Below are 22,475 nucleotides of genomic sequence, written 5' to 3'. Positions count from 1 at the left end.
GTGCGACCGCGCCGCCGACCTGGAGGGTGGTGGAGGCCATGCCCGAGGCGACGCCCTGGTCCCCGGCGGCCACGCCGGTGGCGGCGACGATCCACATGCCGGTCCAGACGGCGCCCTGACCGAGTCCGAGCAGGACGATGCCGGGCAGCAGCAGCGGGTAGGGGCCGGAGGCGGTGAGCGCCGGCACGAGGGCGGCGGCTCCCGCCGCGCCCAGCAGCAGGCCGCCGGCGACCACGCGGTGCGCGCCCGCCCGGACGACCGCGCGGCCGCCCACGTGGGTGCCCAGCGCCGTCACCACGGCCGGCACGAGGAACGCCAGGCCGGTCGCAAGGGCGCTGTAGTCGCGCACGTTGCGGAAGTAGAGCGTCATGAAGTAGGGCAGCGCGCCGAAGCCCGCGCCGTACAGGGCGGTGAGGCCCATCGCGGTGACCAGCCCCCGGTGCGCGATCAGGCGTCCCGGCACCAGCGGGTCGCGGGAGCGGGCCTCGACGACCGCGAAGACGGCCAGCAGGACGACCGAGAGGGCCGCGCCGGTCAGCACCGGGCCGCTGCCCCATCCGGCTTGCGGGGCACGGACCAGCAGGTACACCAGGACGGTGGTCCCGCCGGTGGCCGCCAGCGCGCCGGTGACGTCGAACCGACGCGCGCCGGCGCGCGGGCCGTCCGCCGGGAAGACGCCCAGGCCCGCCCACGCGAGTGCCGCGGCGACGGGGACGTTGACGAAGAAGACCGACCGCCAGCCGAACGCCTCGACCAGCACGCCGCCGAGCAGCGATCCGCAGCACAGGCCGGCGGCCCCGGCGGCGCCCCAGACCGCCAGCGCCCGGTTTCGCGCGGGCCCCTCCTCGTACAGCGTGCTGATCAGGGACAGCGTCGCCGGGAACAGCAGCGAACCGCCGATGCCCTGTACCGCGCGGACGGCGATCAGGACGCCCGCCGACTCCGTCAGACCGCCCACGAGGGACGATCCCGCGTACAGGAGTGCGGCGGCGACGAAGACGCGGCGCCGACCCAGCAGGTCGGCCGTCCGGCCGCCCAGCAGCAGGAAGCCGCCTGTGGTGACGACGTAGGCGCTGACCACCCACTGGAGGTCGTGCGGCGAGAAGCCGAGGCCGGCCCCTATGTCGGGGAGGGCGACGTGGACGATGCTGTGGTCGAGCGCGATGACCAGTTGGGCCAGCGCCAGGACGAGCAGGGACGTTCGTGCCCGCACCGTTCGTCATCCTCCTCGTTGATGGGGTGTTACTCGGTGGCCGCCCGTCGGTTTCCGGGCAGCCCGGATCTGCGGCCCCCGTGCGCTGCCGGTGGCCGGGCGTGGCCGCGGTGGGTGGTCAGTCGCCCATGAGGCGTCTGACCTCGGTGATGAGCACGGTGAGCGCGCTGCGTTCCGGAAGGGTCGTGGCGGGGTGCCAGAGGTCCACCAGGAGACACGTCCGCGGACGCCGGCTCCCGTTGCGCGCCTCGTGCTCGAAGGAGTAGTCGAAGAGGAGGCACTCCCCCTCCACCCAACTGCGGGTCTCACCGGCCACTGTGATGGCGCAACCCTCCGGGATGTCGACGGCGAGATGCAGATTGATGCTGAAGTTCCACAGATCGCAGTGCGGGGAGATGACCGCTCCCGGCAGCAGGGTGGAGAAATGGGATTCCAGGAGAGGGCATATCAGGCCCGGCCGGACCGCGAAGTCCTCGAGCACCCCGTAGGCGGTGGGCGCCAGGGCCGCCGCTTCCTCGACCAGGGCACCGCCCCGGTAGAGGTGGAGGGCTTTCCAGTCCTGCTGGCGGGTCAGGTAGTGCTCGTAGTCCGAGAACGCCTGACGGTGTCCGTCCCAAGCCGCGGTCGACTCCTTCCTGATCAAAGGGTGGGCGGCCTCCAGGGCCCGCACGAGGGGGATCAGTTCGGGATGACCGTGGGGGTCGTGCCACGGGGACGTGGAAAGCCCCGGCAGGATCCACTTGGCTCCCCGCTGGAGCGGGTGCCGCGGGCCCCCTCCCCCGGGCTCCAGCATGAGTTCCACACGCCGGAGGGATTCCGCGCCGTACTCGGCCCGGATCGCCGCGAAGGCGTTCTCGATCTCCGGCGTCATACGCGTTCCTTCCGGCTCCCGCACCGTCCTGGCGGTATTTCCGCAACGGTGTCGCTCCAGGAGTCGAACGGGTGGTCCGATGAGTTCCCGGGAATGCGTCCGGATTCCGGCGGGCACGAGGTCGGGCGCCTTCCGTCGGCTCCGGGCCCGCGCACCGTGGGGCGGCCGCGGTCCGGCACGGTGGTGGCGCACGCGGGCCACCGGGGGCCCCGCCAGGCCGACGGCGCGCCACGGGAAGCCGGCCGCCCCGGCGTTCGGCCATGCGGCGCCCCGGGCCGGGCACAGGCGTCGCGACGCGCGTCGGGCGGGGCGGCGCGAGGGCGCGGTGCGACGCGCTCCTCGGTCCAGGGCGGCCCGCTCGGCCGCCCCGTGCTCCGGCGCGACCGCCGCTCCACCCGGCGGCGGACGCGGCGACGAGGAGCGAGTCCGGCGGCACGCGGCGGCCCGGGGCGTTCGCACATGCGGGACACGGCCACAGGTGGCGGTACGCGGGGGCGCGGCCCGTACGCCGCCGGTACGCGGGGGCACGGCACACAGCCGGGCACGCCCGTAGGTACGTCCGCGGTACGCCGGGCACTTCCCCCCGCTCGACCACCCGTAGCCCGCGATCCGCGCGACTCGGCCCGCGGATCGGCGGTACGCCGGACACCACGCGTACGGCCTGGAGGGGCTTCGGGCGCCCTCCACGGACGCGGGGCGGGCGCGAGCGGCCGGTCTTGAGGTGCGGTCGGCCGCGGGGCAGGTCAGGGCAGGCTCATCCTCGCGGACCGCGACGACCGGCAGACCGCCGCCGAGCAGTGCCAGCCGCTCGGCCTCCCGGGTTCGAGCAGGGCGTCGCGCTGACCGGGCTCCTCGCCCAGCTCGCGTCGGAGCGCCGCGAGGTGTTCGTCCTCACCCAGCTTCTCGGCCTGGGATACGCCGGGACGGCCGCGGCCGTCGACTGCCCCGTCGGTACCGTCCGCTCCCGCGCGGCCCGCGCCCGCCGCGACCTCGTCGCCCTGCTGACGGACGGCGAGCCGGCGGCGGTCCCGCCCGACCGGCGACCGGCCACCCGCGCCGGGGGCGGCAGCGACCGCACCCGACGGGGCCGCGTACTCGTGCCGGCCGGATGACCGCGGGCCGAGGCCCCGCCGAGACCGGTCGGCGGGGCCTCATGCCGCCGTGTCGCGGGCGGGCGCGCCCGCGGCAGCCGCCGGTGCCGCCTGCGCAGACGGCGCCGCGTGCCTCACGCGTGAGCCGCCGGAAGCTCGTCGACGATGTTCAGGTCCGGTCCCGCGAAGCCGCCGCTGGTGTGCGCCATGGAGGGACTGCGGTCGGAGCAGATGTACAGGGTCACGAAGTGGGCGTGGCTGCACCACTCGTCGAGGTCCTCGACGTCGTCCGTGCAGCGCAGACAGCTCTCGCCCACCTCCTTGCTGACCGGCAGCAGGTGGTGCGGCCGCTGGCGCCACAGGTAGAGGCCGTACGTCACGACGCCGAGCACACCGTCCTCCCGTCGCTTCGGAACGGTGAGGGAGGAGACCTTGGGCAGCCCCAGTCCGCGCAGACCATAGGTCCGCGGGCCGGTGTAGGAGATTGCCGCGCTCTGGCCTTGGAAATGGGGTTCGGAATACAGGACGGCGTACAGCACGTGAACTCCCTGGCGGTGCGCGGCGCGATATCCAGCGCCTAATCCTGACGGTGATTGCGCTGTTGCGTTCAGTTGTTTCGCGAGCCGCCACGGGCTGCGCGCCACGAGGGCCCGGCCTTGAAAGGCTACGCCCCGGCGCATGGGCCTGCAAACCGTCGTCGCCCAGCCCCCGCAGGCCGTTCGCCATGCGGTCGCCATCCCGTCCGAGTACGCTGAGGGAGCGGAGCACGGCCTCTCGCGTCGGATTATCGCGAACCGCTTCGAAGAAGAAACCAGGAACATGATGGATAAACTCGGCCACTGGACTCTTCGCACATCCCAGGATGTTGAGATCGAGGTTTCGGAAACGCCGCGACTTCTCGATCCGGCTAATCCCAGACTTGCCCAGATTCCCGGTGGCGGGGAGGAATCGGGCACACGGCTCGTCATCGTCGATGAGCATGTGGAGGAGATATTCGGTCAGCGGATCCGGGAGTACTTCTCCACTCGCGGCGCCCAGGTCAGCTATCTCACCCTTCCGGCCGGCGACGAGCACAAGACGATCGACAACGTGCTCAGGATCGCCAGCAGGTTCAACGAGATCGGCACCGAACGGACCGGGACCCCGCCGATCGTCATGGGGGGCGGAGTCGTGCAGGACGTGGCCGGGTTGGCGGCGACCCTGTACCGGCGCGGCATTCCCTATGTGCGTGTCCCCACGACTCTCCTCGGCCAGATCGATGGCAGCGTCTCGGCCAAGAACGGCGTCAACTTCGAGGGGTTCCGCAACAGACTGGGCACCTTCAACCCCCCGCCCGTCACCCTGATCGACCGCACCCTCATCGCCAGCCTCCCCGAGCGGCAGGTCCAGAGCGGCCTGGGTGAGGCCCTGAAGATGGCCCTCATCAAGGACGCCGAACTCTTCCGCCTGCTGGAGGAGTACGGGCCCGACCTGGTCTCGGAGCGGCTCCAGGACACCGGGCCGCGCACCAGCGGCCCCGAGGCCGGCCGGCAGGTCATGCACCGCGCCATCACGGGGATGGCCGAGGAACTGGAGAAGAACCTCTGGGAGCGGGATCTGCTGCGCATCGTGGACTACGGGCACACCTTCTCACCGGCCGTGGAGATGCGGGCCCTGCCCGACCTGCTGCACGGGGAGGCGGTGGCGATGGGCTGCCTGTTCTGCGCTGTCATCTCCGCGCACCGGGGCTTGCTCTCCCAGGAGGACCTCGACCGGATCGTCGGCTGCGTCCGCCGCATGGGACTCCACCCCAGCCATCCGATGTTCTCCGACGTGGCGCTGCTGCGGAAGGGGCTCGCCGACACCGTCCGTCACCGCGGCGGAGCGCAGCATCTCACCCTCCTGACAGATATCGGGCAGACCGTGTTCGTCGAGGACCTCACCGACAGCGAGATCGACGGCGCCGCGCACTGGATGGGGGCGCTGTAGATGAGCGCGGCCGTGCCGACCGTCAGCCTCCGCCCGGAAGTCGACATGCCGCAGATCGGCCTCGGCACCTGGATGATGGACGACGGGACGGCGGCACGCCTGATCCCCGAGGCGGCGGCGGCCGGCTATCGCCTCGTCGACACCGCGGCCCGGTACGGCAACGAAGCGGGGGTCGGGCAGGGCATCAGGTCGTCCGGGATACCGCGCGAGCAGTTCTTCGTCACCTCCAAGCTCACCGGTCGGGACCACGGTCACGACAAAGCCTTGGCCGGGTACCGCACGAGCCTGGAGACGACGGGGCTGGACTACCTCGATCTGTTCATGATCCATTGGCCCATGCCCAGGATCGGCCTCTACGTCGAGACGTGGCAGGCCCTGTGCGCCCTGCGCGGCGAAGGCCGGGTGAGAGCCGTCGGCGTGTCCAACTTCCTGCCGGCGCATCTCGACCGTCTGGCGCAGGAGAGCGGCGTGTGGCCCGATGTCGACCAGATCCAGCTCAACCCCCGGATCCCGCACCGCGAGTGGCGTGAGTACGCCCAGCAGCGCGGCGTCACCGTCCAGTCCTGGAGTCCGCTCGGCAAAGGGGGTTCACTCCTCCAGGAGCCCGTGGTGACATCTCTGGCGGCGGCCCACGGGAAGTCCCCCGCCCAGGTCGTCCTGCGCTGGCACATCCAACTGGGCCTGGTCCCGATCCCCAAGAGCAGTCATCCAGACCGGTTGGCCGAGAACATCGACATCTTCGACTTCCGGCTCTCCGGCGAGGAAGTCACCGCCATGACCACGCTGGCGGGAGGGGAAGAGCCCATGGACCCGGAGACCTTCGAGCAGGACCTGGCCGGGTCGTGGCAGCGCTGAACGCCCCGGACGTGCCGACGTACCTGCCGCCACGGGAGCTGCGCACGAAGCTGGTCGCCGTCGCGGCCTCCACCGGTGCCCTCTTCGGATTCTCCATCGCCGCCGTCAACCAGACCCTCGAACAGATCCGGGCGGAGTTCGGGCTGTCCAGCCTGGACAAGGGGATCGTGGTGAGCTCCCTCGTCGTCGGAGCGCTGGCGGGCTGCGTGTGCGCCAGCGCGCTGACCGACCGGCTGGGCCAGCGACTCATCCTGTGCTGGGCCGGGGTGCTCGGAACGGCTGCCTCGGTGGTGGGAGCCGTGTCTCCGGACGAGGCCGTCCTGTCCCTCGCCCGGTTCCTTGTCGGCTTCGCCGTCGGCGTCACGTCGGCGGTGTCCCCCATGCTGCTCGCCGAGCTGGCCACGGCCCACCGGCGCGGGTCCCTGGTCACCCTGTACCAGCTCTCCCTGACGGTGGGAGTGCTCATCGCCCTCGTGCTGGGGCTCGTGGCGAGCGCGCAAGGAGAGTGGCGGTTGATGTTCGCCGCCAACGGCGTCCCCGCCCTCGTGCAAGCCGTCGCCGTGCTCCTTCTGCCGCCGGCTCCCGGGGACCTCGTCGCGCGCGGCCGACAGCAGGACGCCATGGCGGTACTGCGTGCGACGCGCGGGCCGGTCGAGGCGGCCCAGGTCCTGGAGGACTTCGGAGCGTTCCAGTCGAGCCGGGCGGGCAGCCTGCTGCGCGGCCTGGTCCGCCCGGAGACCCGGGTCCCCGTCGCCATCGCCCTCGGGGCCGCGTTGATGAACGCGCTGGTCGGCATCGGCGCCGTCGTCTACTACTCGACGCTCGTCTTCGCCTCGGCCGGGGTCGGAGGTCAGCTCGGCGCCGAGGTCGCGACCTTGTCGATCGGAGTCATGAACGTCGTGGCGTCGGTGGCCGCGCTCACCCTCATCTCGCGGTTCGGCCGCCGGCCGCTGCTGGCGGTCGGCCTGTCCGGGATCTCGGGCTCGTTGTGCGTCGCCGCGTTCGGCCTGATCGCGGGGGGCGGTTCGGTCTCCGGTCCTCTCACGATCGGAGCCGTGCTGGTGTTCATCGCCTGCTTCGCCTTCTCCGCCGGCCCGCTGGCCTGGCTGATCATGGCGGAGGTGACGCCGAGGGAGATCCGGGCCGGGGTGGCCGGGACGGCGCTCGCCCTGAACTGGGCCGCCAACCTGCTCGTCGCACTGCTCTTCCCCGTCATCGTGGGAACTCCCGGCTCACCGACCAGAGTGGGGGTCGTCTTCCTCGTCTTCGCGGCGTTCTCGGTGGTGTTCCTGGTGGCGTTCCGCCGCTATGTGCCCGAGACGAAGGACCGCAGTCTCGCGGAGCTTCAGAACGCCTTCCGTGAGAGAGGAGGCAGGAGCACCGGACCGAGCTGAAGTGCAGCGGGACCACGCGAGATCCACCATCGGGGGTGGACTTCACCGGTCAACCCATCCAAGCGCGACCGTTGGGAATTCGCCATGAAACTCGGTGTGTACACCGCGTGCCTGCACGACAAGGGTCTCTCGGAGTGCTTGCAGGTCGTGAACGAGCTGGGCCTGACGAGCATCGAGGTCAACGCGGGCGGGTTCATGCCGGCACCGCACATCCCCGTGGACGCCCTGCTGGCCAGTGGGCGGGTGCGCCGCGACTACCTTGCCGAGATCGCTGACGCCGGCGTGGAACTCACCGCGCTGAACGTCAACTGCAACCCCCTGCATCCCGATCTCGCCGTGGCCGGCACGTACGTCGAGGACCTGCACAACGCGATCACCCTGGCCGGTCGGCTCGGCGTCCGGAACGTCGTGACGATGTCCGGGCTGCCCGGCGCACACCCCGGCTGCCAGGCCCCGACGTGGATGGTGCAGCCGTGGCACAGCGCCGCCACCGACGTGCTCCGGTACCAGTGGGACGAGGTCGCCGTCCCCTTCTGGCGGGACATCGAACTCCGGGCACGGCAGGCCGATGTGAGGGTGTGCATCGAGATGCACCCGCACAACCTCGTCTACAACCCGGCCACGCTGATGCGCCTGGTCGAGCGCACCGACTCGACGCGCATCGGTGCGGAGATGGACCCCAGCCACCTCTTCTGGCAGGGCATGGAACCCCTCACCGCCATCGAGTACCTCGGCGACCGCGTCTTCAACGCCGCCGCCAAGGACACCCGGATCAACGACGACAGCCGTGCCCTGAACGGGGTGCTGGACGACCGCTTCACCACGCCCGACCCCGACGCCCCCGACACGGTGGGCCTGGGAGGGCGCTATGTCCTCAACCGTTTCCCGGAGCAGCCTCCCTGGCAGTTCGTGGCGGTCGGTCGCGCCCACGGCACCGAGTACTGGAACGCCTTCCTGAGGGCTCTGCACCAGGTCAACCCGTCCATCGCGGTCAACATCGAGCACGAGGACGACGAGCTCGACAGCATGGAGGGGCTGAGAGTGGCCGCCGACCAGCTCCACGCCGCGGCAGACGGGCTCGTGGCCCGCTGACCCGGCACGCCGAGCAGGCAAGGAGCCGACTCGTGACCACATCCGTCGGGCGGCCGGCGCCGCCGGTCGGCTTCGAAGGCGGGGCCGGGCCGTGAGCACGGTTCCCCTCGAGGACTACGCGTTGTTGTCGGACTGCCGCTCGACCGCTCTGGTGTCGACCGCCGGATCGGTGGAGTGGTTGTGCCTGCCCCGGTTCGACAGCCCGGCGGTCTTCGGGAGACTGCTCGACGGTGGCGCGGGGCACTGGTCGATCCGCCCGGACGGACCCTGCGACGTCGAGCGCCGCTACCGCGACGACACGTTGGTGCTGGAGACCACCTTCCGGACCCGGACCGGAACGGTGGTACTGGTGGACGCCCTGGCCCTGGGCAGGAGGGAACGCGGGCACGCCCTGGGCGCGTCGTCACCGGGCGTCCTGCTGCGGCAGGTCACCTGCACCTCCGGCACGGCGACGGTCGAGGTCGGTTACGCGCCCCGCCCCGAGTTCGGTCTGGTCCACCCGGTGATGTCTGTCCTGCGGGGCGGCGTCGCCGCCGTCGGCGGCTCCTACCGCCTCGTCCTCTCCGCCCCGCCCGGTCTGCGGATGCGCGCCTCCACCGCCTACGGCCACTTCTCGCTGCGGGAGGGGGAGCGGATCAGCTTCGCGCTTCAGGACGCGTCACCCTGGGCGGGCGCGGAACCGGCGCCGTGGCACCGGGCGAGGATCCGGCACCGTCTGGACGACACCGTCAGGGCGTGGCGTTCCTGGACCCGCCTGCACCAGAGTTACAGCGGCCCGTGGGAGGACCGGGTCAACCACAGCCGCCGCGTCCTCCAGGCGCTGACCTTCACCCCGACGGGTGCCATCGTGGCGGCGCCCACCACCTCGCTGCCCGAGAGCGTGGGCGGAGGCCGCAACTGGGACTACCGCTTCACCTGGGTCCGCGACGCCAGTTTCACCCTCCAGGCCCTGTCCACCGCCGACTGCCAGAGCGAACAGGCAGCGTACTTCGACTTCCTCGTGCAGGCCGCGGCCACTCAGTTGGAGCGCGGGGTGGACTTGCAGATCATGTACGGGATCGGAGGCGAACGGGACCTGACGGAACGCGTCCTGCCGCACCTCGGCGGCTGGCGGGACAGCAGGCCGGTGCGCACCGGCAACGACGCGTGGCGCCAGCGGCAGCTCGACGTGTACGGCGAGTTGCTCGACGCGGCCCGCCAGACCCTCCCGCACGGGCACTGGTTCAGTCCTCCCGCCCGCAAGTTCCTCCTTCAGGCGGCCGAGGCCGCGGCCTCGCGCTGGCACGAACCCGACCAGGGGATCTGGGAGGTCCGCGGACCGCACCAGCACTTCCTCCACTCTAAGGTGATGTGCTGGGTGGCCCTCGACCGCGCCATCGACCTCGCTCACGTCCTCGGGGCGACTGCCGATCGCGTCGCCGTCTGGCGGAAGGTCCGCGAGGACATCCGGACGGCCATCGAGGCCAGGGGGTGGAACCCGCACGTGGGCGCGTACACGCAGTCGTTCGGCAGCGGTGAACTCGACGCATCGGCGCTCACCCTGCCGCTCGTCGGCTACCTGCCCGGCGACCACCCGCGCATCCGCTCCACGGTGACGGCGATCGCCACACACCTCACGGACGGGCGGGGACAGGTGCGCCGCTACCTCCGCGACGACTTCGCCTCCACCGAGGGCGCGTTCCTGCTCTGCACCTTCTGGCTCGCCCACGCCCTGGCTCTCACCGGTGACGTGGAACGCGCCCGTGAGGTGTTCCAGAACGCCCTGCGCTGCGCCAACGACGTCGGTCTGCTCCCCGAGGAGTCCTCGTCGGTCACCGGCGAGGCACTGGGCAACTTTCCGCAGGCTCTCAGCCACATCGGCCTGATCAACGCCGCGAAGGCGATCCGGGAGGCCGAGCAGCGAGCGGCCTGACACCGGCGAAGTGTACGGGGCGGGGCGGCCGCTCAGGGGATGATGGTGGGGATGACCCCTCCGTCGACGCGCAGTGCGGCCGCGGTGGTGGCCGCGGAGGCGTCGGACCCGACGTAGTGGACCAGGTTGGCCACCTCGCTGGGCAGCGCGAACCGCCGCAGCAGGGACGTCGGCCGGTAGGACGTGAAGTACTCGTGCTCGGCCTCCTCGAAGGTGAGGCCGCTGTAGGCGTTGGCGATGAAGTCCTCGGCGCCGGGCGTCCGCGTCGGGCCCGGCAGTACGCAGTTGACCGTGACACCAGAGCCGGCCACCGCCATCGCGAACCCTCGCGACACGGCGAGCTGCGCGGCCTTCGTCATGCCGTAGTGGATCATCTCGCGAGGGGTGAACACGCCGCTCTCGCTGCTGATGAACACCACGCGTCCCCAGCCGCGTTCAGCCATGCGGGGGGCGTAGTGCCGGGTGAGGCGCACTCCGCTCAGTACATTGACCTCGAACAGCCGGCGCCATGCGTCGTCACTGATGTCGAACGCGTCGGTCTCCACGTAGACGCCCGCGTTGTTGACGAGCACGTCGACGTCGGGGAATCTTCCGATCACGGCTTCCGTGCCCTCGTCGGTGGAGACGTCACCGGGCACGGAGCGGATCTCGCCCCGCACGTCGCCGAGTTCGCCGCGGATGCGCTCGACGGCCGCGGACGTCCGCTCCTCGTCACGACCGTTGACGCCGACCAGGTGGCCGTCGCGGGCGAAGGCCGCGACGATGGCCTCACCGATTCCCGACGTGGATCCCGTGACCAGGACGTTCCGCGTGACTGCCATGACTACTCCGTGGGTTGTGCCTCACCGACCATCGCGCGGACCGCTTTCAGGGCCATGGCGACACTGGTGAGAGTCGGGTTGGACGCTGTGGCGGTGGGGATCAGTCCGTTGCCGCCGAGGAAGAGGTTCTCGAACCCCCACACGCGGGAGTCGGTGTCCACGACGCTCACCTCGGGGTCGGTGCCCATCCGCACCGTTCCCGCGATGTGCAGGGGGAGTCCGGGGGTGGGGAAACGGGGCTCCGCGCCGGGGAGGAATCCTCCGATGGCCAGAGCCGCCCGTACCATCTCGGCCATCATCGCGTGCTGGCGAGCGGCGTCCTCGGGACTGAAGGTGAAGTCGAACGTGGGTTGCGGCATGTCGTGCACGTCCGTGTAGCGGTCGGAGAACGTCACCCTGTTGTCCGGCCTCGGGTCGACCAGTCCGAACCATCGCAGGTCGACGATGAGCCTGCCGTCGACGTGCGGCGGTATGTCTCCGTAGTGGAACGAGTCGCGGTTGATCTGGGCGTGCCAGGGGCGACCCTCCGTGACGGGGATCCACACGTTGGGGTCCGGGTCCCCCACCGGCACGGGAAGCACGTCGTCCGGGTAGACCGCCCGGTGCCGTTCGATCGAAGGGGCGAAGCGCTCGTCGGCGCCCGCGCGTTCGACCAGCTTCTGCAACAGGATCACCTGGCAGAACGCGGTGGGGTGCTCGGTGATGTAGCGGCCGAGCGCGTCGGGGCGGATGCCCGAGGCCCACAGCAGTTGCGCGGTGAGCACGGCGCCCGCCGCCACGACGTACTGGTCGGCGACCACTCTCACCGTGCGGCTCTCGTTCAGGTCGCGCGCCTCGACCCAGGCGATGCGGGAGCCGGTGCTGTCGGGGACCAGTCGGGTGCACAGGTGCTGAGGGAGCAGGGTGAACCGGTCGGACCCGCCGTCGGCCAGGTCGCCGAACACGGTGTCGGCGCCGGTCCAGTGGACCATCCTCGGCTCGTCCGTGCGCCGCCGTGCCGCGAGCGGAAGGCTCTGCACCTCGTAGCCGGGCGGCAGTTCGGAGAACTCGTCGCGCAGGGCGTCGATGAGCAGCTGCTGCCGGAGCGATGCGTCGAACTCGTGCCTGCTGACCCCCAGGAGCTCTTCGCCGGCGGTGTAGTAGCGGTCCCAGTCGGCCGGGGAGATCCCGTGGTACCGCTCCACCGTGGGGTGGTGCCTGGGCGAGGCGCACGTCCAGTGCGTGGCCATTCCCCCCACCGCGAAGCAGGCCGACTCGGCGGGGATATTGCGATAGGGGTCCTGGTCGGGATTCTCGGCATTGCGCGCGCTGCTGCGATTCGTTCCCAGTTCCGGATACGCCGACGGGTCCACGGCGAGTTCCGGACGGGCGCTCGTCGGGACGGAGAGCAGATGGAGGTGGCCGCGGATGACGGGGGCGAAGAGATTCGGATCGCGTTGGTAGATGTACGCGTTCTTGAGGTTCTGGCCGAGCCGGGCCGACAACTGCGTGCCGGCCTCCAGCATGGTCACGCTTTTCCCCGCGTCCACCATCTTGCGGGCGAACGTGGCTCCGATCGGTCCGGAACCCACGATCAGCACATCGCTGCGATAATCTCGGTCCGCCATGGCGCCTCGCCGGATCAGTAGGGTTCCACGCGTTGTCCCGACAGCCCCCGCATGTCCGCGATCCTATGGCAGTCACCGGCCCGTCGCACGTCGGGAGCGCGAAGTGCGCCGACCGTCCAGGGCCCCGTCCCGCCGCGCGCACGCCACTCGGTCGGAGTACCGTGGAACAGGGTGGTCTCGACGAGCCGCACGAGGGGAACAGCGCTATGCCCCAGCCGCAGAACATTCACCACGTGGGCGTCCTGGTGGAGAATCTCGAGGATGCCATCAGGAAGTGGTCGCTCGGCACGGGCTACACGTTCAGTGAGATCGGACGGTACCGGACGGAATTCTACTCCGACCACAGCAACCCCCGGCCGCACCACCATGATGCGCGCATCTCCTTCTCCAAGGAGGGGCCGCCGCACATCGAGTTGATGGAGTTTCACGGCGCGGGGACGCATTCAGCCGCCCAGGGTGAGGGGATCCACCACCTCGGCTTCATGGACCATCCCCGGGTGGAGGGGGTGAAGACGGACCTCGAAGCGGCTGGGATGCGTTCCGACGGAGTGGCTACGGACGAATCGGGTGCGATTCTTCTCTGGTTCACCGAGAAGAGCGATCTGCACGGGATACGGCTGGAGTTCGTCAGTCCCGTGCCGCAGCCGATCGTGATGGACGACGGGAGCCCCGCCTACCGCGACGCCCGCGGGTTCCCCAGTCTGTGGCCGCCGGAGCCGGACACCGTCTAGGCCTGGACCGGGGGGCGTGGCGAAGGAGCAGTCGTGGAGACCACAGGTGCGAACGTCTGGGTGGCGCCGAACCGGTTGGAGTGGATGACCCTGCCCGTCCCCTCACCTCCGCCCGGCGGAACGCTGCTCGAGGTGACCGCCAACGGGATATGCGGCACGGACCTACACTTCCTGCGGCAGGCGCCCACCACTCCGCTGGTGCTCGGGCACGAGATCGTGGGGCGCATCGTCGCCTTCGACGAGGTCCACCCCCGGCGCGACTACGACGGCGTCCCCCTGCGGGAGGGCGACACGGTGGCCCTCTTCCCGTGGCTGCCGTGCGGCCGATGCTGGGGCTGCCGCCGGTTCGGCCCGGGTGCCACCACCTGCACCGAAGGCTTCGTCTACGGCATTCCCCCCGACTTCCTGGGCCTGCCTCCGCTCCAGGGCGACAGCCCGTCCCTGACCGGTGGTTACGGTGAACACCTGGCGGCGAGGGACGGCACGTGCATGTGGCGCGTCCCTCCCGACATGCCGGCCCCGGTCGCCTCCCTGCTGGACCCCCTCGCCGTCGCCGTGCGCGCTGTCGACGTGACCCGTACGGCCGCCGGCACCTGGGACGAGGTCCTCACCCCCGACGCCACCGCCGTCGTGCTGGGGGCCGGCGGCATCGGCCTGCTCACGGCGCTGGTGCTGCGGGAGTACGGCGTGGGCACGGTCGTGGTGAGCGGGTCCCGCCCCCGGCGGCTGGCGGCGGCGCGGCTCGTCGGAGCGGACCTCGTTCTCGACATCCACGAGCAGCGGGCCGCCGACCGCGTCGCCCGCGTGCAGGACCTCACCCACGGGCGGGGGGCGGACCTCGTCATCGACGCGAGCAACAGTCCCGCGGCCCTCACCGAGGCCCTGAAGATGGTGCGCCGGCTCGGCACCGTGGTGGAGGTGGGAAACGTCGTCGCGAGCGACACGACGGTCCCGGTCGCTCCGGCGACGGACGTCTGCCGGCGCAACGTCCGGTTGCTCGGAGTCAGTTTCGACCCTCCCCGGTCCTTCTCCGAGGGCATGGCGCTGCTCAAGAGGAAGCGCCTTCCCTTCGAGGAGCTGATCACCCGGACCTATCCGTTCGACCACGTGCGGTCGGCGGTCGACGACCTCGCCGGGGACGTGGTGAAGGTGGTTCTCGCGAAGACGCCGTAGGAGAGGCCGGGGTGGGAGGGAGAGGCCGGCATGACGACGAACGCCACCAACTGGAGCGGCACCGTCCGCTTCGGAGCGCGGCAGGTGCACCAGCCCACCTCGGTCGCACAGCTTCAGGAGATCGTGGCCGGCGCCACCCGGGTACGGGCGCTGGGTACCGGCCACTCCTTCAGCCCCGTCGCCGACACCCGGGGGGACATGGTGCGCCTCGACGCACTTCCCGAACGCTGCGACGTGTCCGCGGACGGGACGCGGGCACGGGTGTCCGCCGCCCTCACCTACGGCGAACTGGCCCCCCGGCTGCACCGGTCGGGTCGGGCTCTGCCCAACCTGGGGTCGTTGCCGCACATCTGCGTCGCGGGGGCCTGCGCCACCGGAACCCACGGGTCCGGCAACCGGTGCCGGTGCATCGCGGCGGGCGTCCGCTCGCTGATCGCCGTCACCCCGGACGGCACACCGGTGACCTTCGACCGGGGTGACGCCGCGTTCGGCGGCGCTGTGGTCTCCCTCGGGTCGCTCGGCATCGTGACCGAGCTGACCCTGGATCTGGTTCCGGCCTTCGACGTCGAGCAGTACGTCTTCGAAGAGGTGCCGTGGGAGGTCCTCGTCGAACGGCTGGGCCAGGTCATGGCCTGCGCCTACAGCGTCAGCGCCTTCACCACCCCCGGTGGCCCCGCCGACCTCTGGGTCAAGCGGCGAGTCCAGGACGATCCACCGGACCTCGGCGGTACCGGTGCCCGTCCGGCCACCGCCCAGCGCCATCCGGTCGCCGCGATGTCGGCGGTCAACTGCACTCCGCAGCTGGGCGAGCCGGGTCCCTGGCACGAGCGGTTGCCGCACTTCCGCGCGGAGTTCACCCCCGCCACGGGCCATGAGATCCAGTCCGAGTACCTCGTCGCGGCGGCAGACGGCCCGAAGGCCTTGGAGGCCCTGGTTCCGCTCCGGGACCGCCTCGCGCCGCTGCTGCAGATCGTCGAGATCCGCACCGTCGCGGCCGACGACTGCTGGCTCAGCCCCGCCTACCACCGCGACAGTGTCGCGCTGCACTTCACCTGGCTGCCCGACCCCGAGGGCGTGGCCGGCCTGGTGCCCCGGATCGAGGAAGCCCTCGCCCCGTTCGCGGCCCGGCCCCACTGGGGGAAGGTCTTCCGCACCGACCCGGCCGCGGTGGCCGACCTGTACCCCCGGTGGGAGGACTACCGGGACCTGCTCAGGCGGTACGACCCGCGGGGCAAGCTGCGCAATCCGATGATCGACCGCTATTTCCCGCCGGAGGACTGAGACCGTCGGGCACGCGGGGCGATCAGGGTGGCCGCGGCCGACAGGAGCATCAGGGCGGCGGCCGCCCAGAGCATGACGTCCAGGGCGTGCGCGTTGCGAGAAGCGCCCCTCGCCCCGTGGTTGAGGACCTCCAGCACCGTGTTGCCGAGGGACAGTGACGCGGCCCCCAGCAGCGACCTGGCGGCGAGCCGGAACGCCGCGGCTCGGCCCGCCGCCTGCTGCGGAACGCAGGTCTGGGTGATCAGAATGGTGATCCCGTTCGCGAGGCCCACCCCGAGTCCGTAGACGACCAGCGGCGGGACGTAGCCGACGAGAGGGAGGTCGGCGGTCGTGACCGCCACAGCGGCGCCGGCGACGACGGCCCCCACGACCAGCCGCCGCAGGCCGCGCCCTCCGGCCTCGGCCCGGTCGGCCTGGTAGGCGGCGACGGCCATGGCCCCGGCGCAGGCCAGGAAGACGCAGCCGACCTGGATCGAGGAGTATCCCCGGGCGTTCTCCAGGTACATGGTGCCGAAGAGGGCCACGAAGGCGAACGAGGTCGCGGCGAGAGCGCCGCTGACGACGACGGCCAGCAGACGACGGTTGCGGTAGATGACCGGCCCGTACAGCGGCTCGGCCGCCCGGCGCTCACGAACCGCGAACCAGAGGAAGCAGATCGCCGCGACCGCCCAGAGCAGCAGTAGGCGTGGACTGGACCACCCCCAGTCGGCACCCCGGTCCACCGCGAAGGAGAGGGCGCAGACGCCCAGGCCGACCAGCAGCATGCGCCCGAACGCCGGCTTGTGCGGTACGGCGTGCGCACGCGTCTCCTCGCCGGAGACGAGCACGGCGACGAACGCGAAGGCGAGTACGGGGATGTTGACGAGGAACACCCACCGCCATCCCGCCGTTCCGGCCAGCAGTCCGCCGACGGCAGGTCCGACGGCCGTCCCCAGCGCTCCGGTGCCGACCACCTTGGCGACCGCGCGGTCTGCGCGGTCGCGCTCGAAACTGTTGGTGATCATGGCCAGCGCCGCCGGGATGATCAAGGCCCCGGCGGCCCCCTGGCCCACGCGCCCGATCACCAGCCACGCCACTCCCGGCGCCACCCCCGCGCACAGACTGGCCGCGCTGAAGAGACCCAACCCGACGAGGGTCATCCTCCGACGGCCGAACCTGTCGGCGAGCCAGCCCGCGCTTGCGAGCGTGGAACCGAAGGCGATCAGGAACGCGGAGAGAACCCAGTGCAGGTCGGTCAGGGGGGTGTCGAAGTCACGTGCGATCTGGGGAAGCGCGAGACTGACGGCGAACCAGTCGGCCTGATCGACCAGGCACGCGCTGCCGGCACCCGCCAGAAGCAGCTTCTCGCGACGGCTGAAGGCGTCGGAACGGGGCTTTCGGCGCACGATCATCAGTTCTCGAGTCGTGTGGTGGCACTGGCGCCTGCATCCTCCGCGACCTCATCGCCGATGCGTTCCTCCGACACGCGGCGCACTCGTACAGGTTCATTTGACGTTCTCCGTGCTTGAACGCTCCACATCGTCATATCCAGCCTGCGAGAAAGCCGAAAGCCCCGACAGCAGTTCCGCGAGTGAGGCCGAAGATGAGAAGCACCGCTTTCTCCGCCCGCGCCGCGGAGACCGTCATCTCCCTGGCAGCCATAGGGACTGCGGCCCTCCCGGCGAACGCCGAGGCCGCGGAGGATTCCTCCCGGACGACGATGTACGACGAGATGCTCCTGAGGAACGGGACCGGCAAGGCATTCGCCTGGGACACGGAAAAGGAGGAGGCCGTTCGGGTCTCCTACGCCACGGTGAACGAATACTGCAAGAAGGTGGGGTTCGGGACGAGTTCCGGCCAGTGCGAGGTCACCTCGTTCTACGAGGAGGGCAGATACGACTGGAAGCCGGCACACAAGAAGCAGGTCAGTGATCTGCTGTTCAACTGCTCCAGCCAGACCGCGGACCAGTCGCTCGGCTGGGCGTACACAAACTCGGCGACGGACACCGCCGGGGGCTCGGTCACCGTGGGCTCCTCGGTCAAGGTGAGCGTGGCCCCCTTCGGCGTGGGGGCCGACGCCACGGTGAGCACCGCGGTGTCCGCCACGTACAGCCACGCGGGGGGCGTCCAGCACGGAGAACGGGAACACCACGGTGACCGTCTCCCCCGGCCATGTGGGCTGGCTCGACAGGGGGACGTACTACGGAACGGCTCACGGAGTGGCCGACGTCCTGGTCAAGGGTGTCCGCCCGGGCGGCGTGGACGGCATGCCTCCGGGCGGTCAGTACAAAGTCGTCACCGACATCACCGGGGACCTGGGCGAGCCGTCCGACCCGGAGGCGAGGAAGGCGCAGTCCGTCATCGGCATGATCGCGCAGGAGCGCCCCATGACCGAGGGGGAGTAGAAAGCGTCGTGTGCGGCCTCCTCCGACATCACCACGAAGTCGGGAACGGGCGGCAAGGCGACCGGGTCGACCGAGGTGGCGGCCGATCGACCGTCATGAGCCCTCTCGACCGCAGGATTTGTGCCTGGAACGGAGCCGGCGGAAAGCGGAAGGAACGGCTCTCCAGTATCCGCCTAGTCCCACGCTTAGGCGGGGAAAACGCACGGACAGCAGGCTTGTCCTCGGGTCGTTAAGAACATGACGCACCCGCTATTTGCCTGCCGAAAGGAAGACCTCGTGCGCAAGCCCGCTCTCAGGACTGCCGCCGTCGCCCTCGCGACCTGCGGACTTCTCGCGTTCGCCGCAACCGCCCAAGCCGTCCCCGGTGGACCCGGCGGCAGCACAGGCGGCGACACGGGCGGCCACTCGGCGCTCGCCGACGCCACGGTGGACTGGCAGCCGCAGACGGTGCCCGGTGGAACGGTCGTCTACCACACGACCGACTACCAGAGCGCGATCAGCATCCTCAAGAACGGCATCCGTCCGGTAGCCAGCTCCTGGGCCGGTGGCGGCCTCGCCGGAGCGGGCTTCTACACCCACCGGGACTGGCATGCCTCCACCAACTACTTCGACCCCGCCAAGGGCGCGCCGGTCACCCTCGTCTTCCGCACGACGCGTGAAGCACACGGCAAGGCGGTCCCGCAGGACGTGAACGCGGGCAACCTGGCCCCCGACTCCTACACCCCGGGCAACGCGTTCCTCTCCCGGGCCGAGGACACCGACGAGATCAAGTGGCATTCCGGCGACGACCTCGACCAGGCCGGCGTGGAGGTCCGCGTGTACGCCGGTGGCGGCAACGACATCGACACCGCCGACGCCGCCCGCTGGACCTCCTACGACGCCGCCGGCTTCCGCTCCTACATCGAGGACGACCTCATGCTGGACTGGTGACCCCTTCACAGCACTGACGGACCGGCCGCCGACGCACCGCGTCGGCGGCCGGTCCGGTCACGACCGCCAGGGCGGTCGTGGTGGTCGTGGGAACGGGGCGGTCGGGCCGACACAGGATCAGGTGTAGGGTCTCCGGCGCTTTGGCCACTCCATGAGCACGCGCCTGGCAGGGGCGCCGTCCCGGCTCCACGCTCCGTGTGCGAGCTGGTCGTCGGCACCCCGCTGCTGCTGTTGCCACTGGCGTGCGCGGACATCGCGGCGGCCTGTCCGGCTTGGCCTCGATCGCCGCTTAACGTGCGTCTTCCGGCGGTCTTCGGGTCGCGGGTGTCGGTCGACCACGGCGTGCGAAAGACCGGCCCCGCGGGGCCGGTCTCGATGTGGTCGCGGTGGCCGCGGCGAGCACCATGCCGCTCGCCGGGCTCGTCGTCGGGCGCGGGCCAGCGAGGCGGATCGGCACGCGCGGCGGCCGACCCGGGGGAAGAGGTGACGTGACGCCTGCCCGGCAGGGCTTGCCGGTCACACGCAGGCCCGACTCCCGGCCGGGTGCCATGGTCGCCCGGCCCCGGGCTCGCCGGAGACCCGCCGAGCCCGGGAGGGAGGGTGGCGGTCCGTCAGCGGACGGCGATCTGCTCGGCCTTCGCCAGAAGTGCGGCGGTCGATCCGACGAAGGGAGCGCCGACGATGAAGGAGCCCGTTTCCTTGCGGCTCGTGACGCCGACGAGGGTCCCCCGGTCGGTGTCGATCCAGGGCCCGCCGCTCGAGCCCTTGCTGAAGTTGCTGGACAGCGCGTAGGCCACGTCCTCGAAGGCGGTCGTGGTGCCCTTCGCGGTGACCACCTTCTCCCCGTCATAGGGGTGCAGACCGGGGTAGCCGTGCACGGCCACGTTCCGGCCGGCGAGCGGCACCGTGTCCGGCTTGAAGTCGGCCTTGTAGGCCCCGACGGCGTCCTCGACGGTCTTGCCGTCCTTCTTCGGCAGCACGACGAAAGCGATGTCGCCTTCCGTCTTGGCCTCCTGCACCCACCGCCCGTCGACCTTGTAGGGGTTGTGGAAGTCGGTGATCTTGTCGGTCCTCCAGTACCCCAGCGGCGCCTTGCCGTTGTCGTACCCGGGGGCGAACTCGATGCGCTCGGCCTTCGGGCCGCGCCCTCCTTCCGGGAAGAGGCAGTGGGCGGCGGTCGCGATGACGCTCTTGTTCTGTGCGTGCACGACGCTGGCCGAGCAGCTCTGGCGACCCAGCTTCGTGTCGAAGTCGATGAACAGGCGTCCTACGCGGCTGTCGGGCTTCTCACCCCTCCCCTGGTCACCCCCCGAGTCCTGGGCGAAAGCGGCGGGAGCGGCCGAGGCGCCTACCAGGAGGGCCAAGGCCGTCAGGGTGACGCCGCGTGAAGCGGTCTTGAGCATGAGCATGCACTTTCAGGTGGTTCCGGGACGGTCATGGTCATGCCGGCGGCGGGCCGTCCGCATGGCTCGCCGGTGGCTCCCCCATCATCGGATCAGCAAGGTTAAGCGCGTATCCGATCGTGTTTAAGGGCACTCCAGGCGGCGCCGGGCCGGCCCGGCGCCGCCGGCGTCGGTCAGGCTCCGCGGCGCATCGGGGACACCGACAGCAGCGTGGCCAGGGCGAGTACACCGCTCAGGAAGGCGAACGCGGCACGGGTGGCGGAGGTGTGCCCGACGCCCGCGGCGTCGACCGCCCGGGGGCCGAAGGCCAGCACGACGGCGCCGGCCCCGGCGAGTCCCACCACGCCCCCCAGTTGGCGCATGGTCTGCCTGAGCAGGGACGCGTCCGCCTGCGCACGGGCGGGAACGGCGTCCATCATCCAGGCGCTCAGGGCGGGAATCGGCAGGCCCAGCCCGAACCCGGCGACGATCATCGGGGCCACGTACCAGCGGTAGTCGCTCCACGGGAGGAGGTAGGTCCAGCCGGCCATCCCGGCGGTGGCGCAGAGCAGCCCTGCCAGGACGGGCAGGCGAACCGAGTGGAAGCGGTCCAGGAGGAAACCGGAGCCGGCGGTTCCGACGGCCAGAGCGACGACCAGGGGAAGGAGCGCGATTCCGGTGTCCAGCACGGACAGGTCCCACCGTTGCCGCAGGTAGACGGTGCCGTGCACGAGAGCGGGGAGCTGCGCGGCCTGCACGAGGAAGGTGACCGCCACGGCCCGGGCGTAGTCACGGTTACCGAACAGGCGCAGGTCGAGAAGGGGCGGGCGGTGCGAACGCATGCGCCACGCCGACGCGGTCAGAAGGACCGTCCCGGAGCAGAGGAGCGCCCAGGTGCGGACGTCGTAGGCGCCCCACTCCCCGCTCTGGTAGAGGCCCGTGACGCAGCAGGCCAGGCCGACGGTCATCAGGACCGGTTCAAGGAAGTGCAGACGCCGATCCGAGACGGTGTTCGTCACGTTGGCCTTGGCCAGGGCCCACAGAATCAGAGCGCCGACCGGCAGGTTGACCCAGAAGACCGAGCGCCATCCCAGGTTGTGGATCAGCAGCGCTCCTGCCACGGGTCCGCCGACGAAGAACACCTGCGCGACGCCGGCGTAGATGCTGAGGGCTCTGCCGTGTTCATGACGTTCGTAGACGGCGGTGACGACGGTCGTCGCCACCGGGAGCATCAGCGCCGCCCCGGCGCCCTGCACCGCTCTGGCCGTGCAGAGAACCACCTCGGTGCCTTCCCCTGCCGGCACGAACCCGCACACCGCGGACGAGGCCGAGAAGAGAAGCGTCCCCGCGCGGAACGTGGGCAGGAGACCGTACCTGCGTGTGGTCATTCCCCCGACAGGCACGAACGACGACAGCGACAGCACGTAGACCAGTACCACCCAGTGCATCTGGGCGGTCGTCAGACCCAAGGCCAGGGCCATGGGCTGCAGGGCCACGGCGACGACCGTCTGATCGAGCATGACCATCCCCCCCGCTCCACCCATGGCGGCCAGCACGAGCCGCTTGCGCGGCCGATCGGCAGGGCGGGCGCACCGTGTGGTCATGAAGGCTCCTCTCCCCTCGCCTTTCTCCGGAAGACTCTCCGGCGCCGACGCGTCGGGCCCCTGCCTCGGCTTCACGCTGGAGTAACCCGACGAGGCCGACGCGTCGGCGCCGGAGAGTCTTCCGGAGAAAGGCGAGGGGAGAGGAGCCTTCATGACCACACGGTGC

The 22,475-nt window shown here is 70.9% G+C and carries 20 protein-coding genes; 11 read left to right on the top strand and 9 right to left on the bottom strand.

Annotation, left to right across the window (positions count from 1 at the left end; genetic code table 11):
* The coding region (locus tag C6N75_RS04645; protein ID WP_105867553.1) for an MFS transporter at window positions 1–1,213 on the bottom strand (1,213 nt) is incomplete at its 3' end.
* A gap of 118 nt (window positions 1,214–1,331) precedes the next feature.
* Window positions 1,332–2,084: an aspartyl/asparaginyl beta-hydroxylase domain-containing protein gene (locus tag C6N75_RS04640; RefSeq protein WP_105867552.1), complete on the bottom strand. Its 753-nt coding sequence runs from the start codon at window positions 2,082–2,084 to the stop codon at window positions 1,332–1,334.
* Window positions 2,085–2,881: 797 nt separating this feature from the next.
* On the opposite strand from C6N75_RS04640, the gene C6N75_RS32035 reads away from it, so the two are divergent.
* On the top strand, window positions 2,882–3,196 hold the full coding sequence (locus C6N75_RS32035) for a sigma factor-like helix-turn-helix DNA-binding protein (protein ID WP_322888028.1): 315 nt from the start codon (window positions 2,882–2,884) through the stop codon (window positions 3,194–3,196).
* 113 nt (window positions 3,197–3,309) lie between these two features.
* On the opposite strand, the gene C6N75_RS04630 is transcribed toward C6N75_RS32035, so the two are convergent.
* The gene (locus C6N75_RS04630; protein WP_105867550.1) at window positions 3,310–3,714 is read right to left on the bottom strand and encodes a hypothetical protein; all 405 of its coding nucleotides are present in this window, start codon (window positions 3,712–3,714) and stop codon (window positions 3,310–3,312) included.
* Window positions 3,715–3,853: 139 nt separating this feature from the next.
* Between C6N75_RS04630 and C6N75_RS04625 the strand changes: the two genes are divergently transcribed.
* From C6N75_RS04625 to C6N75_RS04605, 5 genes are all read left to right on the top strand, one after another.
* Window positions 3,854–5,143, top strand: coding sequence for a sedoheptulose 7-phosphate cyclase (locus tag C6N75_RS04625; protein WP_105867549.1), 1,290 nt, complete (start codon window positions 3,854–3,856; stop codon window positions 5,141–5,143).
* Window positions 5,144–5,998 carry an aldo/keto reductase gene (locus tag C6N75_RS04620; protein WP_105867548.1) on the top strand — a complete coding sequence of 285 codons (855 nt, stop codon included), beginning with the start codon at window positions 5,144–5,146 and terminating at the stop codon, window positions 5,996–5,998.
* Complete coding sequence (locus C6N75_RS04615) at window positions 5,986–7,392, top strand: sugar porter family MFS transporter (protein ID WP_105867547.1); 1,407 nt, start codon at window positions 5,986–5,988, stop codon at window positions 7,390–7,392. The genes C6N75_RS04620 and C6N75_RS04615 overlap by 13 nt, the downstream gene beginning before the upstream one ends.
* 84 nt (window positions 7,393–7,476) lie before the next feature.
* Complete coding sequence (locus C6N75_RS04610; protein ID WP_105867546.1) at window positions 7,477–8,484, top strand: sugar phosphate isomerase/epimerase family protein; 1,008 nt, start codon at window positions 7,477–7,479, stop codon at window positions 8,482–8,484.
* Window positions 8,485–8,575: 91 nt separating this feature from the next.
* Window positions 8,576–10,396, top strand: coding sequence for a glycoside hydrolase family 15 protein (locus C6N75_RS04605; RefSeq protein ID WP_105867545.1), 1,821 nt, complete (start codon window positions 8,576–8,578; stop codon window positions 10,394–10,396).
* A gap of 32 nt (window positions 10,397–10,428) precedes the next feature.
* Here the strand turns inward: C6N75_RS04605 and C6N75_RS04600 are convergent, their stop codons facing one another.
* The gene (locus C6N75_RS04600) at window positions 10,429–11,217 is read right to left on the bottom strand and encodes an SDR family NAD(P)-dependent oxidoreductase (protein ID WP_105867544.1); all 789 of its coding nucleotides are present in this window, start codon (window positions 11,215–11,217) and stop codon (window positions 10,429–10,431) included.
* 2 nt (window positions 11,218–11,219) lie between these two features.
* Window positions 11,220–12,788 carry a GMC oxidoreductase gene (locus tag C6N75_RS04595; protein WP_258177225.1) on the bottom strand — a complete coding sequence of 523 codons (1,569 nt, stop codon included), beginning with the start codon at window positions 12,786–12,788 and terminating at the stop codon, window positions 11,220–11,222.
* Between the two features lie 269 nt (window positions 12,789–13,057).
* Between C6N75_RS04595 and C6N75_RS04590 the strand changes: the two genes are divergently transcribed.
* From C6N75_RS04590 to C6N75_RS04580, 3 genes are read left to right on the top strand one after another with little or no spacing between them, the layout of a single operon-like run.
* Complete coding sequence (locus C6N75_RS04590) at window positions 13,058–13,555, top strand: VOC family protein (protein WP_181160344.1); 498 nt, start codon at window positions 13,058–13,060, stop codon at window positions 13,553–13,555.
* 33 nt (window positions 13,556–13,588) lie between these two features.
* Complete coding sequence (locus tag C6N75_RS04585; protein WP_105867541.1) at window positions 13,589–14,728, top strand: zinc-dependent alcohol dehydrogenase; 1,140 nt, start codon at window positions 13,589–13,591, stop codon at window positions 14,726–14,728.
* A gap of 30 nt (window positions 14,729–14,758) precedes the next feature.
* Window positions 14,759–16,009 (top strand): D-arabinono-1,4-lactone oxidase, encoded by a 1,251-nt coding sequence (locus C6N75_RS04580; RefSeq protein ID WP_105867540.1) that lies wholly within the window; start codon window positions 14,759–14,761, stop codon window positions 16,007–16,009.
* Here the strand turns inward: C6N75_RS04580 and C6N75_RS04575 are convergent.
* The gene (locus C6N75_RS04575; RefSeq protein ID WP_105867539.1) at window positions 15,988–17,400 is read right to left on the bottom strand and encodes an MFS transporter; all 1,413 of its coding nucleotides are present in this window, start codon (window positions 17,398–17,400) and stop codon (window positions 15,988–15,990) included. The genes C6N75_RS04580 and C6N75_RS04575 overlap by 22 nt on opposite strands.
* A 466-nt stretch (window positions 17,401–17,866) precedes the next feature.
* Window positions 17,867–18,013 (bottom strand): hypothetical protein, encoded by a 147-nt coding sequence (locus C6N75_RS30455; RefSeq protein ID WP_181160343.1) that lies wholly within the window; start codon window positions 18,011–18,013, stop codon window positions 17,867–17,869.
* A 128-nt stretch (window positions 18,014–18,141) separates the two neighbouring features.
* Between C6N75_RS30455 and C6N75_RS04560 the strand changes: the two genes are divergently transcribed.
* Window positions 18,142–18,393 carry a hypothetical protein gene (locus C6N75_RS04560; RefSeq protein ID WP_146132483.1) on the top strand — a complete coding sequence of 84 codons (252 nt, stop codon included), beginning with the start codon at window positions 18,142–18,144 and terminating at the stop codon, window positions 18,391–18,393.
* Between the two features lie 276 nt (window positions 18,394–18,669).
* Window positions 18,670–19,323, top strand: a complete 654-nt coding sequence (locus C6N75_RS04555) for a hypothetical protein (RefSeq protein ID WP_105867535.1) — start codon at window positions 18,670–18,672, stop codon at window positions 19,321–19,323.
* Window positions 19,324–19,934: 611 nt separating this feature from the next.
* Here the strand turns inward: C6N75_RS04555 and C6N75_RS04550 are convergent.
* A complete protein-coding gene (locus C6N75_RS04550) occupies window positions 19,935–20,687 on the bottom strand; it encodes a trypsin-like serine peptidase (protein ID WP_181160342.1) in 753 nt (250 codons plus the stop codon).
* 212 nt (window positions 20,688–20,899) lie between these two features.
* A complete protein-coding gene (locus C6N75_RS04545; RefSeq protein WP_181160341.1) occupies window positions 20,900–22,309 on the bottom strand; it encodes an MFS transporter in 1,410 nt (469 codons plus the stop codon).
* Between the last annotated feature and the right edge of the window lie 166 nt (window positions 22,310–22,475).

It is taken from the genome of Streptomyces solincola (genome assembly GCF_002982015.1).
GTDB lineage: Bacteria > Actinomycetota > Actinomycetes > Streptomycetales > Streptomycetaceae > Streptomyces > Streptomyces solincola.
The sequence above is the reverse complement of the archived record's forward strand: the minus strand, read 5'-3'. Positions and strand labels throughout refer to the sequence as shown.

Excerpts from the sequence above, each read along its gene's own strand:
- C6N75_RS04610 (WP_105867546.1), top strand. The coding sequence starts at position 7,477 with ATGAAACTCGGTGTGTACACCGCGTGCCTGCACGACAAGGGTCTCTCG.
- C6N75_RS04580 (WP_105867540.1), top strand. The coding sequence starts at position 14,759 with ATGACGACGAACGCCACCAACTGGAGCGGCACCGTCCGCTTCGGAGCG.
- C6N75_RS04575 (WP_105867539.1), bottom strand. The coding sequence starts at position 17,400 with ATGATCGTGCGCCGAAAGCCCCGTTCCGACGCCTTCAGCCGTCGCGAG.
- C6N75_RS04620 (WP_105867548.1), top strand. The coding sequence starts at position 5,144 with ATGAGCGCGGCCGTGCCGACCGTCAGCCTCCGCCCGGAAGTCGACATG.
- C6N75_RS04600 (WP_105867544.1), bottom strand. The coding sequence starts at position 11,217 with ATGGCAGTCACGCGGAACGTCCTGGTCACGGGATCCACGTCGGGAATC.
- C6N75_RS04640 (WP_105867552.1), bottom strand. The coding sequence starts at position 2,084 with ATGACGCCGGAGATCGAGAACGCCTTCGCGGCGATCCGGGCCGAGTAC.
- C6N75_RS04625 (WP_105867549.1), top strand. The coding sequence starts at position 3,854 with ATGGGCCTGCAAACCGTCGTCGCCCAGCCCCCGCAGGCCGTTCGCCAT.
- C6N75_RS04545 (WP_181160341.1), bottom strand. The coding sequence starts at position 22,309 with ATGACCACACGGTGCGCCCGCCCTGCCGATCGGCCGCGCAAGCGGCTC.